Origin of the sequence: Bradyrhizobium sp. CCBAU 51745 (assembly GCF_028128715.1) — a bacterium.
Taxonomy (GTDB): Bacteria; Pseudomonadota; Alphaproteobacteria; order Rhizobiales; family Xanthobacteraceae; genus Bradyrhizobium; species Bradyrhizobium manausense.
In genome coordinates this window covers 1-15068 of the sequence record NZ_LBJP01000062.1, presented here as the reverse complement: position 1 = coordinate 15068, position 15068 = coordinate 1, and the positions used below count along the sequence as shown (strand labels likewise).

General features: G+C 60.9%; 11 protein-coding genes and 2 pseudogenes. 6 read left to right on the top strand and 7 right to left on the bottom strand.

Going from position 1 to position 15068, the window contains the following annotated elements; all coding sequences use genetic code 11:
* Nucleotides 1-67: 67 nt before the first annotated feature.
* From XH98_RS14960 to XH98_RS41095, 4 genes and pseudogenes are all read right to left on the bottom strand, one after another.
* Nucleotides 68-997 carry an efflux RND transporter periplasmic adaptor subunit gene (locus XH98_RS14960; RefSeq protein WP_271619056.1) on the bottom strand — a complete coding sequence of 310 codons (930 nt, stop codon included), beginning with the start codon at nucleotides 995-997 and terminating at the stop codon, nucleotides 68-70.
* On the bottom strand, nucleotides 994-1212 hold the full coding sequence (locus XH98_RS14955) for a DUF1656 domain-containing protein (RefSeq protein WP_271619055.1): 219 nt from the start codon (nucleotides 1210-1212) through the stop codon (nucleotides 994-996). The genes XH98_RS14960 and XH98_RS14955 overlap by 4 nt, the downstream gene beginning before the upstream one ends.
* A gap of 8 nt (nucleotides 1213-1220) precedes the next feature.
* Nucleotides 1221-2204, bottom strand: a complete 984-nt coding sequence (locus tag XH98_RS14950; RefSeq protein ID WP_271619054.1) for an FUSC family protein — start codon at nucleotides 2202-2204, stop codon at nucleotides 1221-1223.
* A gap of 7 nt (nucleotides 2205-2211) precedes the next feature.
* A pseudogene (locus tag XH98_RS41095) lies at nucleotides 2212-3192 on the bottom strand (FUSC family protein); the annotation flags it as partial.
* A 198-nt stretch (nucleotides 3193-3390) separates the two neighbouring features.
* Between XH98_RS41095 and XH98_RS14940 the strand changes: the two are divergent.
* Nucleotides 3391-4224 (top strand): AraC family transcriptional regulator, encoded by an 834-nt coding sequence (locus tag XH98_RS14940; RefSeq protein ID WP_271619052.1) that lies wholly within the window; start codon nucleotides 3391-3393, stop codon nucleotides 4222-4224.
* A gap of 52 nt (nucleotides 4225-4276) precedes the next feature.
* On the opposite strand, the gene ribB is transcribed toward XH98_RS14940, so the two are convergent.
* From ribB to XH98_RS14925, 3 genes are all read right to left on the bottom strand, one after another.
* Nucleotides 4277-5353 (bottom strand): 3,4-dihydroxy-2-butanone-4-phosphate synthase, encoded by a 1077-nt coding sequence (gene ribB, locus XH98_RS14935; protein ID WP_271619051.1) that lies wholly within the window; start codon nucleotides 5351-5353, stop codon nucleotides 4277-4279.
* Between the two features lie 132 nt (nucleotides 5354-5485).
* The gene (locus tag XH98_RS14930) at nucleotides 5486-6112 is read right to left on the bottom strand and encodes an Lrp/AsnC family transcriptional regulator (RefSeq protein WP_271619050.1); all 627 of its coding nucleotides are present in this window, start codon (nucleotides 6110-6112) and stop codon (nucleotides 5486-5488) included.
* 515 nt (nucleotides 6113-6627) lie between these two features.
* Nucleotides 6628-8034, bottom strand: coding sequence for a helix-turn-helix domain-containing protein (locus tag XH98_RS14925; protein WP_271619049.1), 1407 nt, complete (start codon nucleotides 8032-8034; stop codon nucleotides 6628-6630).
* Nucleotides 8035-8181: 147 nt separating this feature from the next.
* On the opposite strand from XH98_RS14925, the gene XH98_RS14920 reads away from it, so the two are divergent.
* The 5 genes and pseudogenes from XH98_RS14920 to XH98_RS14900 form a co-directional block, all read left to right on the top strand.
* The gene (locus tag XH98_RS14920) at nucleotides 8182-9711 is read left to right on the top strand and encodes an acyl-CoA carboxylase subunit beta (protein WP_442868584.1); all 1530 of its coding nucleotides are present in this window, start codon (nucleotides 8182-8184) and stop codon (nucleotides 9709-9711) included.
* Between the two features lie 5 nt (nucleotides 9712-9716).
* Entirely contained in the window at nucleotides 9717-11732 is a 2016-nt protein-coding gene (locus XH98_RS14915) for an acetyl-CoA carboxylase biotin carboxylase subunit (protein WP_271619047.1), read from the top strand.
* Between the two features lie 111 nt (nucleotides 11733-11843).
* Nucleotides 11844-13709 carry a methylmalonyl-CoA mutase subunit beta gene (locus tag XH98_RS14910; RefSeq protein WP_271619046.1) on the top strand — a complete coding sequence of 622 codons (1866 nt, stop codon included), beginning with the start codon at nucleotides 11844-11846 and terminating at the stop codon, nucleotides 13707-13709.
* Nucleotides 13706-14167 (top strand): annotated as a pseudogene (locus XH98_RS14905) (GFA family protein). The gene XH98_RS14910 and the pseudogene XH98_RS14905 overlap by 4 nt, the downstream one beginning before the upstream one ends.
* Nucleotides 14168-14188: 21 nt before the next feature.
* On the top strand, nucleotides 14189-15068 hold an 880-nt coding region (locus tag XH98_RS14900), incomplete at its 3' end, for a methylmalonyl-CoA mutase family protein (protein ID WP_271619086.1).

Genomic DNA, 15068 nt, shown 5'->3' with positions numbered 1-15068 from the left:
TTGAGCAGCCGGCCGGCACCTCACCTTTTTTGTGGACGATTGATCACTGTCTGGTGCTGTTACAGCTTCAATGCGTCCCGGGAAAGAAACGCAAGAGACGGGTCGCGAGCATTGTCGTAATCGTCGGAATGGCGCTACCGTCGCTATCGATCTGAATTGTGACGGTTCGCCCAACGATCAGATCATCCGTGTGTTCCACATCGAGCTTGATCCGCACGGGAATTCGCTGTGCAAGTCGGACCCATGAGAAGGTGGGATTGATGTTCGCCAGCATGCTCGCGCCGGAACTCCGTTCGCGATCTTCAATTCCGTGGGCGATGCTCTCGACCTCTCCCCTTATCCTCGACCCTCCCATCAGAATGACGTCGGCAGGATCGCCTACATGGATGCGTGCGAGCTTCGTTTCTTCGAAGTAGCCTTCCGCGCGCACCGTACCGGTTTCGATCAGGGCCATTATGCCTCGTCCGGCCGGCAGATAAGTGCCCGGCCGGAGGTCGAAGTTCGTTACAAGACCATTCGCCGGTGCGCGGATTTCTGATCGGATCAGGTTGAGATGTGCGATTTCCAGATCCACAAGCGCTTGATTGTAAGTTGCCTTGGCCTGGAGGTCAGCCGCGCGAACCGTCTCGCGCTGCTGTTGAGAGACAACGCCATCGCTAAGCTTTTCATAGCGGGTACGGTCATTCGACGCCCTTTCAAGGGCAGCTTCGCGGCTCGCGACCACGGCTTCTGCCTGCTCGACGGCCAGGCGGAATCGTTGTGGATCCAGTCGGATGAGCACGTCACCTTTGCGAACCGCCTGATTGTCCTTGATCAGAACATCCTGGACCAGGCCGGGGACCTCCGAAGCCACGGCGACGACGTCGGCGCGGACGCGGCCGTCACGCGTCCAGGGTGCCTCCTCGTAGTGGTCCCACAAGTGGATGCCAATCGGGGCCGCAATTGCGACGGCCAGACCCGTAACAACGATGCCTGCGATCGAACGTCCGTTGGTCATGCCAGAAACCTTCCCAATAGTGTGTAGCAGATGTCCACGAGGATCACGAAGATTGCGAAATCGAATAGCGCTGGGTGCCATGCGAAGCTCCTGATCTCCAATGAAGCAACGCGTTTGAGCGTTGCGGATAGTCCCATCTCCAGCCCGAGCGCGAAGATACAGGCGACGACAAAGGTCGGTACAAAAACACCCGCGACGTTGATCTCTTCGGTCATCACACAACTCAATCAGAGCCAGGAGCAGGTGCATCGGGAAACAGCGCGCGGCGTAAACCAACCAGCGAGACGAGCCTTGTTAGCTGGATAGCGGCGCCCGATTTGCAGCATTCGCGGAGTTCTGAATCGATAGTCGCGCGCAATGCCTGCCTTTCAACGGGACGAAGCTCGTTATGCCCGGCTGCAAACCATCGGAAGGCTTGCGTCAGTTTGGTAAGAAGACATTCAAGACGTTCGCTCCGCTGGTCGTTCGCGTTCGTCACGCTCGATTTCAGGTCGAGCAGATCCAGTCCCATCTGCAGAGCGGCGAGCGAGCGGCCAGCTTCTGTTTCTACATCCGAGCCAGAGAGGGCCAATCTCGGAGCGACCAGGCCCAGACGGTCCAGCATTACGGCCGCCCAGCGTTCTCGGTTCATTGGTCTGCGGGCTCTAGTGAGGTTTGCCAGATCGATCCAGCCGTGCCGGATCAGGCGTTTGGCGGCGTGCTTTGCGCTCACACTGCGAAATACGCGAACTGCCAGGAACGCCACCATAAGACCGATGAGCGACGCTGCATTGACGTTAGCGAACGAGGCGAAGTCGCCTAGAAACCTGTTCTGCAGATCGAGCGCCCCGATCAAACCGAGCCCGAGAGCCAATGCTTTTACAATATGACGGGGGTTGGCCTGTAGGTAGCCGATGATGAGAAACGGGGGCGCCAGCGAGGCCGCCAACATGGGAAACCCATCGATTGCTGGGAAAATGACAAAGAGGTAGATGGCTGCGATCGGCAGCGACGCGATGGTCCAGACGGTGTAGGACATCAGCGTGGGTGCAGGATCGTCGAGGCTGCTGTAGAGCGCTGCAGCAATAGCTGCTATTTGCGCGGCGATGCCTCCTTCGGGCCATGCTGTGGCAATCCAGACCGCGGCGCAGCCAAGGACCGCCGCAAAAAAAAGCGGCGACGGATAACGCCGCGAGACGCTGGTCTCGATGGAGGGTTCTCCTGGCACGATGGACTTTGGAAGCAGATGCCGTCACCAGGCGGGGAGCAGCTTTGGATCCATTGATGACCGCATTTAACTCCAGGATCGCGGCCAATGTTTCGATCATCGCCGATGATTTGGCTATCAAGCTGGATACGAGAAGCGTATCCCATTCGCTTTGTGTGGCAGAAGGTGCAACTTTGAATTCTGCGCAGAAACGCATCAGGTCGTCTGCGCTATGCTGCGATTGAGCTGGGGTCCGCACCCATTCGCCTAGCTTTGAGAGAAGCTGATCCAGTTCCGGCGTACGCCGCTCCCCCAGCGCATCCAGCCTGTCTTCAATCGCTGTCAGTGTTGGAAGGACGAGCGCGAGCTTATCCTGTAGGGCTCGAATCGCCCGAATCGGCGGTTTCGCTGCTCCTGTGTCGTAACGAAGATGGGTCGACAATACTTCGAACTGTGTAACGTCAGAAGCCAGCCGCCAGCGTGCCGCGTTTGCCGTGGTGGGAGAGTGATAGAGGAAGGCATGGGTCGTCCAAGCGCAGGTAGCATGAACAGCTGCATCAATTGACCTGATCAAGGCGCCGGTGACGTCACTTGGAAACAGCAGGGTATGAACGGCTGTTGCGCAGCAAATGCCGAGCACGATTTCCTCAACGCGGGCCAGAGCGACGTCGAACACCAGATGTGGAGCGGCTACACTCGAGAACGCGACGGTCGTCGCCGTATAGCCGGCCAGCAGAAAGGCGTAGCTGCTGGGAGTGCGATCCTGGAGGGAAACGTACAGACAAAACGCGGCCCAGCTCGTGATGGCGGCCGTCATCAGGAATGGCTGATTGACCAGCAATGGGGCAAAAGCCACGGCTGCGCTGGAGCCGAGCAGGGTGCCGAGCAAGCGGTAAACGGCGCGCGAACGAACGGCGCCGGCGAACGGTTGGGCAGTGAGATAGACAGTGAGCATCGCCCAATAGGGCCTTTGCAGACCCAGACGAAACGCCAGGTAGATCGCGAGCATCGCTGCAATGAACGAGTTGGCCGAAAACAGCGCCCATCTGGGGTCAAAGCTGCCGGCAAAAAGAGCGTCTCCAAAAATGCGGGAGAGGAGCGTTCGATTCATCGTTTTGAATTCCGGGTCTGACAAGCACCCGAACGATAGAACTTGCGGCTCCCAACGAATTTCGCTACTTTACCAAATAATTGCTAAAAGATGACAATGCGCGGTTCTCTCCTTCAGTACTTTCATGAGATGGATCCGGACTCGCTCGACCGTCCGGTCGTCGCACTCATGGTCGACACGCAGGAGAAAGAGGACGAAATTCCGATCCACACACATCGGAAAGGGCAGTTGGTTCTGGCCCAACGGGGGAGCGTGACATGCGAGGTCCCCAGTGGACTTTGGATGGTGCCTCCGCGATGCGGCGTATGGATTCCTGGCGGTATGCCGCACAGCAACCGCGCGACCGCCAATGCCAGTATCTACTTCCTGTACGTGGATATGAATGCAGCGTCCGTTCCGCAGGAGTGTTGCACGTTGTCGATCACTCCTCTGCTGCATGAGGTTATTCATCGTCTGGCGACACTGGCACCCCTCTATGATGAGGAAGGTCCGACAGCCCACATAGTCGCGGTTTTGCTAAACGAACTCATCGAGATGCCGACAGAGCAGTTGCATCTGCCGGTCACGCGCCATTCAAAGTTGCGTGCGATTGCAGATGCCTTGATGGAGACCCCGTCGGATCGCCGCACGGTGACGGAATGGGCCGAGGCGATGGCCTTGGGGGAACGAACCTTGATGCGCCTCGTCGTCGCAGAGACCGGCATGACGTTCAGTCGATGGCGCCAACAATTGCACATTATCATTGCGCTTCAGCGACTCTCCGCGGGAGATTCCGTGCAATCTGTATCCGAGGTTCTCGGCTACGACTCCGTCAGCGCATTTATTACGATGTTCAAGAAAGCGCTTGGTAAATCGCCAGCGCGGTATTTCTCCGACCGTGTCAAGCGAGGCGAACGTGGGTCAGAGGTGCATGTCGCCTCGCGGCCTTGAGCGAAACGGCGCGATCGCGAGGGCGCTGCGTGCTCTGTCCTTATTAAGTTTATCAGAGTTGCTCGCTCCTGATGATTTCGATGCCGAATCCTGCAAGCCCTTTGAAGTGATGGGTGGAGGACGTCAAATGGCGGATCGAGGTTATGCCAAGATCGCGCAATATCTGCGCTCCAACGCCGATCTCGCGCCACTGCCGGTTGCGGTGCTCTTCCGAAGAGGACGATGGGAGCAGGGGTTCTGGTGGAACACCAGCCGCGCCGTCTCTTAGATAAATAAGTACACCACCTCCGTTGTCCTTAAAGCGTTGAAGTACGACGTTCATCCTTGCTTGGGCCTCTCCCGAGAACATGTCCCGTATGATGTTCGGCTTGTAAAATCGCGTCAGTACGTTTTTGCCGTCGCCGATCCCGCCATACACATATGCCACGTGGTGGATCGGATCGAATGGCGTACGATACGAGTATCCCTGTAGCGGACCGATCGGGCTGTCGGCGGTTACACTTGAGATCCTTTCAACCAACTTCTCACGCGCCTGCCGGAAGCCTATGATGTTGGCAATCGTTACGTGCGTCAGAGCGTGCCTGGCGGCGAAATCTCGAACTTGCGAGCCCTTCATCACGGATCCGTCCTTATTCATCAGTTCACTGATGACTCCGACCGGAGCCAATCCGGTCAACCAGCACAGGTCGACCGCAGCTTCGGTATGACCGGATCGCATCAGGACGCCGCCCTGCTTTGAAACAAGAGGAAAGATATGGCCTGGGCGCGAAAAATCGTTTGCGCCGACGTTGGGATTAGCCAGTGCCCGGCAGCAGGATGCGCGTTCTTCAGCTGAGATCCCGGTCCCGCCATTAGGTTTGTAATCTACCGAGACAGTGAAAGCGGTGGTGTGGTTAGAGTCGTTGTCGATGACCATTGGATCTAGCCTCAATCGACGCGCAAGCTCGGACGTGATAGGAGCGCAGACGATTCCGGAGGTGTGGCGGATAATAAACGCCATCTTTTCGGTTGAACAAAGCGATGCTGCGACGACGAGATCTCCTTCGCCTTCTCGATCATCATCGTCCGTGACGACGATGATTTCTCCTTCAGAGAATGCTTTTAGTGCGGCAGAGATTGACTCAGTCATTTGTCCCTCAGTGCGTTTGGTCCGCTCAATCGCCGAAGGCATGTTCGACGCGTCCACTCTGGCCCGCTCTCACCCGCGGCCGTGACGGAAGCGTTCGAGACGATCATTTCCGACAGCACGCATTGCTTGGCGCTAAAGGCCGGCTGTGCTGTGAGCGAAGACTCGTGAGTTGTCGATGTTCATTCCGCCATCCAGCCTAGCCTGCGTCGACGCATCATACTGAGGTTTGGCTGGTCTCTCGATGCGCCTTGAAGCCAGGCTGCCCGACTTGATCTGAACGGGACGGCTTCCGTCGATAGGGAGCACCGTCTTGTAGGAAATTCGCTTTAAAGCCAGGCTTGATCGAATGCTGGAAATACCCGGGATACGTGAGAGCTTGTTCACGATGAGGTCTTCAAGGGCTTCGATATCTGACACCATGACTCGAAGAAGATAATCGCTATCCCCCGTCATCAAATAGCACTCCATCACCTCACCCAGGCGATCTATCGTGCGTGTAAAGCTTTCGAGGGACGGTTGGGCCTGCTTTTCAAGCTTGACCTGTATGAAAGCAGTGACGCCGATACCGAGAACTGCCGGGTCCAGCACGGCAATTCTTCGGTCAATGACTCCCAATTTTTCAAGTGTGCGCACTCGAGCGAGGCAGGGGGATGGTGAAAGATTGACGCGGGAAGCGAGCTCCACGTTTGTCAAGCTGGCGTTCTGCTGCAATTCGTTCAGGATCTTGATGTCAATCCTATCCAAAGCTGTCGTCGTCATTTCGGTTCCTCCTGTGGGCAAGCGTTCGTCATTGCATCGAGGCCCGGCCCCTCGCGTTATTCCGCGTGATGACATCTCGATGAAACGAATGCTAACCGCGACCGGGCGCGTAGAATTTCGATAAAATGACGACTGATATCGAAAAACGGACAATCTATTTGCCCCCGCCAAAAGCGAAGCCATTGAAGGTTGGTCGATTGCCGACGCACTGAGCAATGCGCTTACAGAGTTAGCAATCGCTGTCTGCCTGTATTGCTCTGCCTCTGAGGTGGTGGGCCGCCTTCGTGATCCGCATCACCAGCCATCCGGCCTGCAAGTCGTGCTGGTGCCTGAGATCGCCTGCCTGATCAATGCGTTCAGGCGTAAGGCGATTCGGCTTAGCCGCCGCTTACGGGTGCTTCCGTGCGTCGTCGGAAGCTGAAAAGTCAACGTCCCTTTGCTCCCGGTTTTCTTGCAGCCGTTACACTGTTGCGCCTCAAGAAGGAACGGTTGTCCGCGCTATTTCTCGCTACGATCTAGCTCGAAATCCGGTAGGGCAGGATGTCCCTGCGGTCGCGATCGATTTTCAATCGGGTCTTGAGCGGCGGAATTGCGCGCTGGGCGCAGCTGGTCCGCTCGCAGATTCGACAGGAGATTCCGATCGGCTCGTAGGTGCCCTTATTGGTGAGGTCGAGCCCGTCTGCATAGACGAAATCCTTGGCGTAGGAGACTTCGCACCCGAGCGCGATCGCGTACCGCGGGCGCGGCGAGCCGAAGCCGCCACGGCCTTTCGAAAGTTCGGTCGCAATGCAAAGAAATCTGACGCCGTCCGGCGTTTCGGCGAGTTGCCGAATGATCTGGCTAGGTGCCTCGAACGCCTGATGAGCGTTCCAGAGTGGGCACGCCGCCCCGTAACGTGCAAATTGCAGCTTTGCCGCGCTATGTCGCTTGGTGATGTTTCCGGCGCGGTCCAGTCGAGCGAAGAACACCGGCACGCCCTTGAAACCCGGTCGTTGCAGGGTGGACAATCGATGGGCCACTTGTTCGAGGCTCGCGCCGAACCTGGTGGCGATCAGTTCCAGATCGTGGCGCAAGTCCCGCGCGGATTGCAGGAATCCTTGATAGGGCAGAATGAGAGCGCCTGCGAAATAGTTACGCAATCCCGCCGCGCAGACGTTCCGCGCATCGGCAGATCGAAAAGCCGCTTGATCGGCAATCTGGCCAATGCGTTCTTCCTCCTCGAGCGCGGCGATTTGCAGCGCAATCTGGAAGTTTCTGGTTGGCGTGGGAAGGTAGGGGCTCAGCCATAAGGTGCGGGATGCACGATCGAATTGGCGTAACGAATTTTCGTGCGGCCCGCTCTGGCGTATCTGCACGCCATGTCGGGCCTCCAGGTAATTGACCAGTGCCGTGGCTGTATTGTTGTCGGGAATGCCGAGGCGCTCGGCGAGAGCCTCGGCGGCGGTATCCAACTCGTGGACATAGTTGTCGACCAGATGAAAGAAGTCGCGGACTTCTTCGTAAGCGGTCGGTTCGCCAGCCCAGTTGACGATCTGGCCGTCCAGACTGGCGAGCTGCTCGCTGTTGCGTCGGTACGCCTGGTGAGCGTTAAGGAGCGCTTGCGCGAAACCCGGCGCGTTCTGAAGGACGAGTTTCAGTTCCTGGATGTTCGGCGCGTAGGGCGCAAAGATCGGATCGGCCAGCGCTTCCTTCAGCATCGACATGACCCTGTCGTTGTCATTGACCGACAGCGAGCTGAGGTCGATCTGAAAGCGCTCGGCGAGAAGCACCAGAACAGAGGCCGAAACCGGCCTCTGGTTGTTCTCGATCTGGTTCAGATAGCTGAGGGAAATGCCGAGCCGCTCGGCGAACGCCGCTTGGGTGAGCTTCGTGCTCTCCCTCACTTCGCGGAATCGTCGCCCGATGAAGAGTTTGCCTGCCATTTGCAACTTCGCAATTTGCTATTCGAAAAACTGTAACATGTGCAAATGTGCGTCTTCAAGCCTTCTCAAGGGCAGGATTGTGTGTGTATCGCGGGGGAAACAGGCCCGCCGGACCCCTACGGCGGGGCCATCGAGGAGAGGCCCGTGATCTCGACCATTGAAGCCCTTGAAGATCGTCGCGCCGGCGCCAAGCTCGGCGGCGGGGAGAAGCGCATCGAGGCGCAGCATGCCCGCGGCAAGCTGACCGCGCGCGAGCGCATCGAGCTCCTGCTCGACAAGGGATCGTTCGAGGAGTTCGACATGTTCGTCGAGCACCGCTCCACCGAGTTCGGCATGGAGAAGACCAAGGTGCCGGGCGACGGCGTCGTCACCGGCTGGGGCACCGTCAACGGCCGCAAGACCTTCGTCTTCGCCAAGGATTTTACCGTGTTCGGCGGCTCGTTGTCCGAAACGCACGCGCTGAAAATCACAAAGCTCCAGGACATGGCGATGAAGGCGCGCGCGCCCATCATCGGCCTCTATGACGCGGGCGGCGCCCGCATCCAGGAGGGCGTCGCCGCGCTCGCCGGCTATTCCTACGTGTTCCGCCGCAACGTGCTGGCCTCCGGCGTGATCCCGCAGATCTCGGTCATCATGGGCCCCTGCGCCGGCGGCGACGTCTATTCGCCGGCGATGACCGACTTCATCTTCATGGTGAAGAACACCAGCTATATGTTCGTCACCGGCCCCGACGTGGTGAAGACCGTGACCAACGAGGTCGTCACCGCCGAAGAGCTCGGCGGCGCCTCGGTGCACGCCACGCGTTCGTCGATCGCGGACGGCGCCTTCGAGAACGACGTCGAGACGCTGTTGCAGATGCGGCGCCTGATCGACTTCCTGCCGTCGAACAACACCGACGGCGTGCCGGAATGGCCGAGCTTCGACGACACCGCCCGGATCGACATGTCGCTGGACACGCTGATCCCCGACAATCCGAACAAGCCCTACGACATGAAGGAGCTGATCCTGAAGGTCGTGGACGAGGGCGATTTCTTCGAGATCGCCGACATGTTCGCCAAGAACATCGTCACCGGATTCGGCCGCATTGCCGGCCGCACCGTCGGCTTCGTCGCCAACCAGCCGATGGTGCTGGCCGGCGTGCTCGACTCGGACGCCTCGCGCAAGGCCGCGCGCTTCGTCCGCTTCTGCGACGCCTTCAACATCCCGATCGTCACCTTCGTGGACGTGCCGGGCTTCCTGCCCGGCACCGCGCAGGAATATGGCGGCCTGATCAAGCACGGCGCCAAGCTCCTGTTTGCGTACTCGCAATGCACCGTGCCGCTGGTCACCATCATCACCCGCAAGGCCTATGGCGGCGCCTTCGACGTCATGGCGTCGAAGGAAATCGGCGCCGACATGAACTACGCCTGGCCGACCGCCCAGATCGCAGTGATGGGCGCCAAGGGCGCGGTGGAGATCATCTTCCGCTCTGACATCGGCGACCCCGACAAGATCGCCGCGCGCACCAAGGAATACGAAGATCGCTTCCTGTCACCCTTCATCGCCGCCGAGCGCGGCTACATCGACGACGTCATCATGCCGCACTCGACCCGGCGCCGGATCGCCCGCGCGCTGGCGATGCTGAAGGACAAGAAGGTCGAGATGCCGGCGAAGAAACACGACAATTTGCCGTTGTGAGACACATGTTCAAACGCATTCTGATCGCCAACCGCGGCGAAATCGCCTGCCGGGTCATCAAGAGCGCCCGCAAGATGGGAATTCAGACGGTTGCCGTCTATTCCGAGGCCGACCGCGATGCCCTCCATGTCGAGATGGCCGACGAGGCCGTGCTGATCGGCCCGCCCGCCGCAGCCGAGAGCTACCTCGTGATCGAGAAGATCGTCGAGGCCTGCAAGAAGACCGGCGCCGAGGCCGTGCATCCCGGCTACGGCTTCCTGTCCGAGCGCGAGGCGTTTCCGCGTGCGCTGGAAGCGGCCGGCATCGTCTTCATCGGCCCGAACCCGGGCGCGATCGCAGCGATGGGCGACAAGATCGAATCCAAGAAGGCCGCCGCGAAAGCAAAAGTCTCGACCGTGCCCGGCTATCTCGGCGTCATCGAAGACGACAAGCATGCGGTCCGGATCGCCGACGACATCGGCTATCCCGTCATGATCAAGGCCTCCGCCGGCGGCGGCGGCAAGGGCATGCGCATCGCCCATTCCAAGGCCGAGGTCGCCGAGGGCTTCAATCTCGCCAAGGCCGAAGCAAAAGCCTCGTTCGGCGACGACCGCGTCTTCGTCGAGAAGTTCATCGTCGATCCCCGCCATATCGAGATTCAGGTGCTGGGCGACAAGCACGGTAACGTCATCTATCTCGGCGAGCGCGAATGCTCGATCCAGCGCCGCAACCAGAAGGTCATCGAGGAGGCGCCGTCGCCGCTGCTCGATGAAGCCACCCGCCGCAAGATGGGCGAGCAGGCGGTCGCGCTGGCCAAGGCCGTGAACTACGATTCCGCCGGCACGGTCGAGTTCGTCGCCGGCCAGGACAAGAGCTTCTACTTCCTGGAGATGAATACGCGCCTGCAGGTCGAGCATCCCGTCACCGAGCTCGTCACCGGCGTCGACCTCGTCGAGCAGATGATCCGCGTGGCCGCCGGCGAGAAGCTCGCGATCGCGCAGAAGAACGTCACGCTGACCGGCTGGGCCGTGGAATCGCGCCTCTATGCCGAGGACCCGTTCCGCAACTTCCTGCCCTCGATCGGGCGGCTGGTGAAGTATCGCCCGCCGGCCGAAGTGAGCAAGGACGGCATTACGGTGCGCAACGACACCGGCGTGCAGGAGGGCGGCGAGATCTCGATCCATTACGATCCGATGATCGCCAAGCTCGTCACCCACGCGCCGTCGCGCGCGGCTGCGATCGAGGCTCAGGCGACCGCGCTGGATTCGTTCTATGTCGACGGTATCCGCCACAACATCCCGTTCCTGTCGGCGCTGATGCATCATCCGCGCTGGCGTGAGGGCAATCTGTCGACCGGCTTCATCGCCGAGGAATTCCCCAAGGGCTTTGCGGTGCGCGTGCCCGAAGGTGAGGTCGCTCGGCGGATCGCCGCGGTCGGCGCCGCCATCGATCACGTGCTCGGCGAACGCAAGCGGCAGATCTCCGGCCAGTTGGGCGGGCGCATCGTGCAGCGCGAGCGCCGCCGCGCCGTCTGGCTCGACCGCCAGGAGATCTTGCTCGAGGTCGCCCGCGAAGGCGACGCGATCGCGATCCGCTTTGTCGATGTCGACGGCAAGGCCGGCAACGCGCATCTGCTGCAGTCCGCATGGAAGCCGGGCGATCCGGTCTGGCAGGGCACCATCGATGGCCACTTCGTCGCGGTGCAGGCGCGGCCGATCGCCAACGGCATCCGTCTTGCGCATCAGGGCGTCGAGGTGCCGGTCTATGTCTGGACCGAGACGGAAGCGACGTCTGCCCGGCTGATGCCGGTGACCACGGCCTCCGACACCGGCAAGAAGCTGCTGTGTCCGATGCCCGGGCTCATCGTCTCGATCGCTGTCACCGAAGGCCAGGACGTCAAGGCCGGCGAGACGCTGGCCGTGGTCGAGGCCATGAAGATGCAGAACGTGCTCCGCGCCGAGCAGGACGGCACCGTGAAGAAGATCCACGCCAGCGCCGGCGCGACGCTCGCGGTGGACGCGTTGATCCTGGAGTTTGCCTGAATACTGCAAGAGATCGCGACCAGAGATGAGCAGCTCGCCTGCAGGATACCGGCTACATGCAGACGGAAGCGATGCTGGTCAGCTCGGCGGCGGTAGGGACAGAGAGTCTTGATGAATACCGAACTGTTTGCATTGGCATCGGGCTTTGCGCCTGCTTCGCGAGCGGACTGGCGCAGCCTGGTTGATGGCGTGCTTAAGGGAGCGCCGTTCGAAATGCTGATCGGAAAGACGTACGACGACTTGAGAATCGAGCCGATTTACCTTCGCGCGAAAGATGCTCCCCCGGTCGAGGGGCGGGCGCCCGCGGCGCCTTGGCAGATTATGCAACGCATCGATCATCCCGATGCGGTGACGGCCAACATGCAGGCCCGTCAGGATTTAGAGAACGGAGCCACCGGTCTCTCATTGGTGTTCGCCGGCAGCAGCGGCGCTCACGGTTTCGGCCTGGAACCTTCGGCCGATGCGGTCGCAAAGGTGCTAAAGGATATTCATCTTGATGCCGGCATTGGCATCGAACTCGACATCGGTCCGCAATCGCACATGGTTGCGATTCATCTCGCGGAATATGTCAAGAGCAATGGCCTCGATCCGGCTACGTGCAACCTTCGATTCGGCGTCGATCCGCTCGCGGCCGCCGCGGTATGGGGCCATTGTCCTTATAACTGGGACGAGATCGTCCCCGCCGTCGCCGGCGCGATCAAGGGCCTTGCCGGGCTCGGTTTTACGGGACTGTTCGCGTCCGCCGACGGACGCGTCATCCATAATTCGGGAGGTTCCGAGGCTCAAGAGCTTGCCTTCGTGCTCGCATGCGGCGTCGCCTATCTGCGTGCGATCGAGGGCGCGGGCATTCCGCTCGAGCAGGCGCAGGGTATGGTCTATGCGCGGCTCTCTGCAGATGCCGATCAGTTCCTGAGCATGGCCAAATTCCGCGCGCTGCGGCTGTTGTGGGCGCGCATCGAGGCCGCCTGCGGCCTGACGCCGAAACCGCTGTTCATCGCCGCCGACACCGGCTGGCGCATGCTGACGCAGCGTGACCCCTATGTGAACATGCTGCGCGCGACCATCGCGACGTTCGGCGCCGGACTCGCAGGCGCCAACGCGATCACCGTGTTGCCGCATACGCTGGCGCTCGGGCTGCCCGATCCGTTCGCACGCCGCGTGGCGCGCAACACGCAGCTGTTGCTGCTGGAAGAAAGTAACCTCGCCAGGGTCAGCGATCCCGCGGCCGGCAGCGGCGGCATCGAGACGCTGACCGCGCAGCTCTGCGAGGCCGCCTGGGCCCTGTTCCAGGAGAGCGAGAAGGCCGGCGGCGCCTTCGCCGCGCTCCAGCAAGGTCTGTTCCAGAGCAAGGTCGCCGCCACGCGCAAGGCACGTGAGGCCAATATCGCCGAGCGCCGTGACGTGCTGACCGGCGCGAGCGAGTTTCCGAACCTGCATGAGAGCGAGACGGCTGTGCTGCAGGCGACGCCGATCGCGCTCACGCCTTACGGCGAGCAGAAGTACAAGTTCGATCCGCTGCCGTCGATCCGGCTGGCGCAGCCGTTCGAGGCATTGCGCGACAAATCCGATGCGGCGCTGAGGGCACGCGGTACCCGGCCAAGCGTGTTCCTGGCCAACCTCGGCACGCCTGCCGATTTCACGGCGCGCGTGACCTTTGCCAAAAGCTTTTTCGAGGCCGGCGGCATCCAGGCCCTCGACAGCGAGGGTTTTGCCGATCCCGCCGCGCTGGCCGCCGCCTTCAAGGCCTCCGGCGCCGCGCTCGCCTGCCTCTGTTCCAGCGACAAGGTCTATGCCAGTCGGGCGGAACCTGCCGCCAAGATCCTGCGAGATGCGGGCGCGCGTCATATCTATCTGGCGGGTCGCCCGGCCGAGGCTGAGGCGGCGCTGCAGGCCGCTGGCGTCACGGGTTTTGTCTTCGCCGGAGGCGATGCGCTTGACACACTGCAAGACGCTTACCGACGGATGGAGCAGGCATGACCGACGTTAGCAAGCCGTTCTCACCGGTGGCTGCCAATGCGCGGTGGTGCGCTTCGGCGTCACGACGGCGCCGAACCAAGGTCTCGATCTGCCACTGCCACATGCGCCAGAAGGGGGTCGGCGCGCCGTTCGCCTCCTTTGCCGACATCAACAAGACGGACTTCGCCTGGACCAAGGGAAAGCTGTCATTCTTCCGCTCCTCCACCATCGCCGAGCTCGGCTTTTGCGCCGCCGGTGGCATGCCGCTGAGTTTTGGTCGCATTGACGGTGACCGGATCGAGTTCATGACCGGCGCCTTCGACCGGCCGGACCGTTGTGCCAACCCGGCAATTCGGCACCGAATCCGCCTCGGCTGGGTGGTCGGTATCTCCAATCTGCCGAGCCAGACCACGCAGCAGAATTACGGACCGGAGAAGATGGCGACGATCGTCAGCCATCAGCATCCGGATCATGATTGAGCGTTTATGATGGTTGAAGCCATGAGCCGCATTCCCAATTTCGCTGATGTCCCATTCGAGCGGACCGCAGGCGCCGCTCCGGGCGGCAGCGCCGAGCCGTGGCTGACGCCCGAGGGCATTCTGGTGAAGCCCGCCTATGGCGAGGCTGATCTTGCGGGCCTCGATTTCCTCGAGACCTATCCCGGCATCGCGCCGTTCCTGCGCGGCCCCTATCCGACCATGTATGTCAACCAGCCCTGGACGGTCAGGCAATATGCCGGCTTCTCCACGGCGGAGGATTCCAACGCATTCTATCGGCGCAACCTCGCGGCCGGACAGAAGGGCCTCTCGGTCGCCTTCGACCTCGCCACCCACCGCGGCTATGACAGCGACCATCCGCGCGTCGGCGGCGACGTCGGCATGGCAGGCGTGGCCATCGATTCCATCTACGACATGCGCACGCTGTTTGCTGGCATTCCGCTCGACCAGATGAGCGTGTCCATGACCATGAACGGCGCGGTGCTGCCGATCCTCGCCCTCTACGTCGCCGCCGCCGAGGAACAGGGCGTGCCGCCGGAAAAGCTCTCGGGGACGATTCAGAATGACATTCTGAAAGAGTTCATGGTGCGCAACACCTATATCTATCCGCCCGCGCCCTCGATGCGGATCATCTCGGACATCTTCGCCTACACCTCCACGAGGATGCCGAAGTACAATTCGATCTCGATCTCCGGCTATCACATGCAGGAGGCCGGCGCGACGCAGGACCTCGAACTCGCCTATACGCTCGCCGACGGCGTCGAATATCTACGCGCCGGGCTTGCCGCCGGTCTCGATGTCGACCGCTTCGCGCCGCGGCTGTCGTTCTTCTGGGCGATCGGCATGAACTTCTTCATGGAGGTGGCCAAGCTGCGCGCCGCGC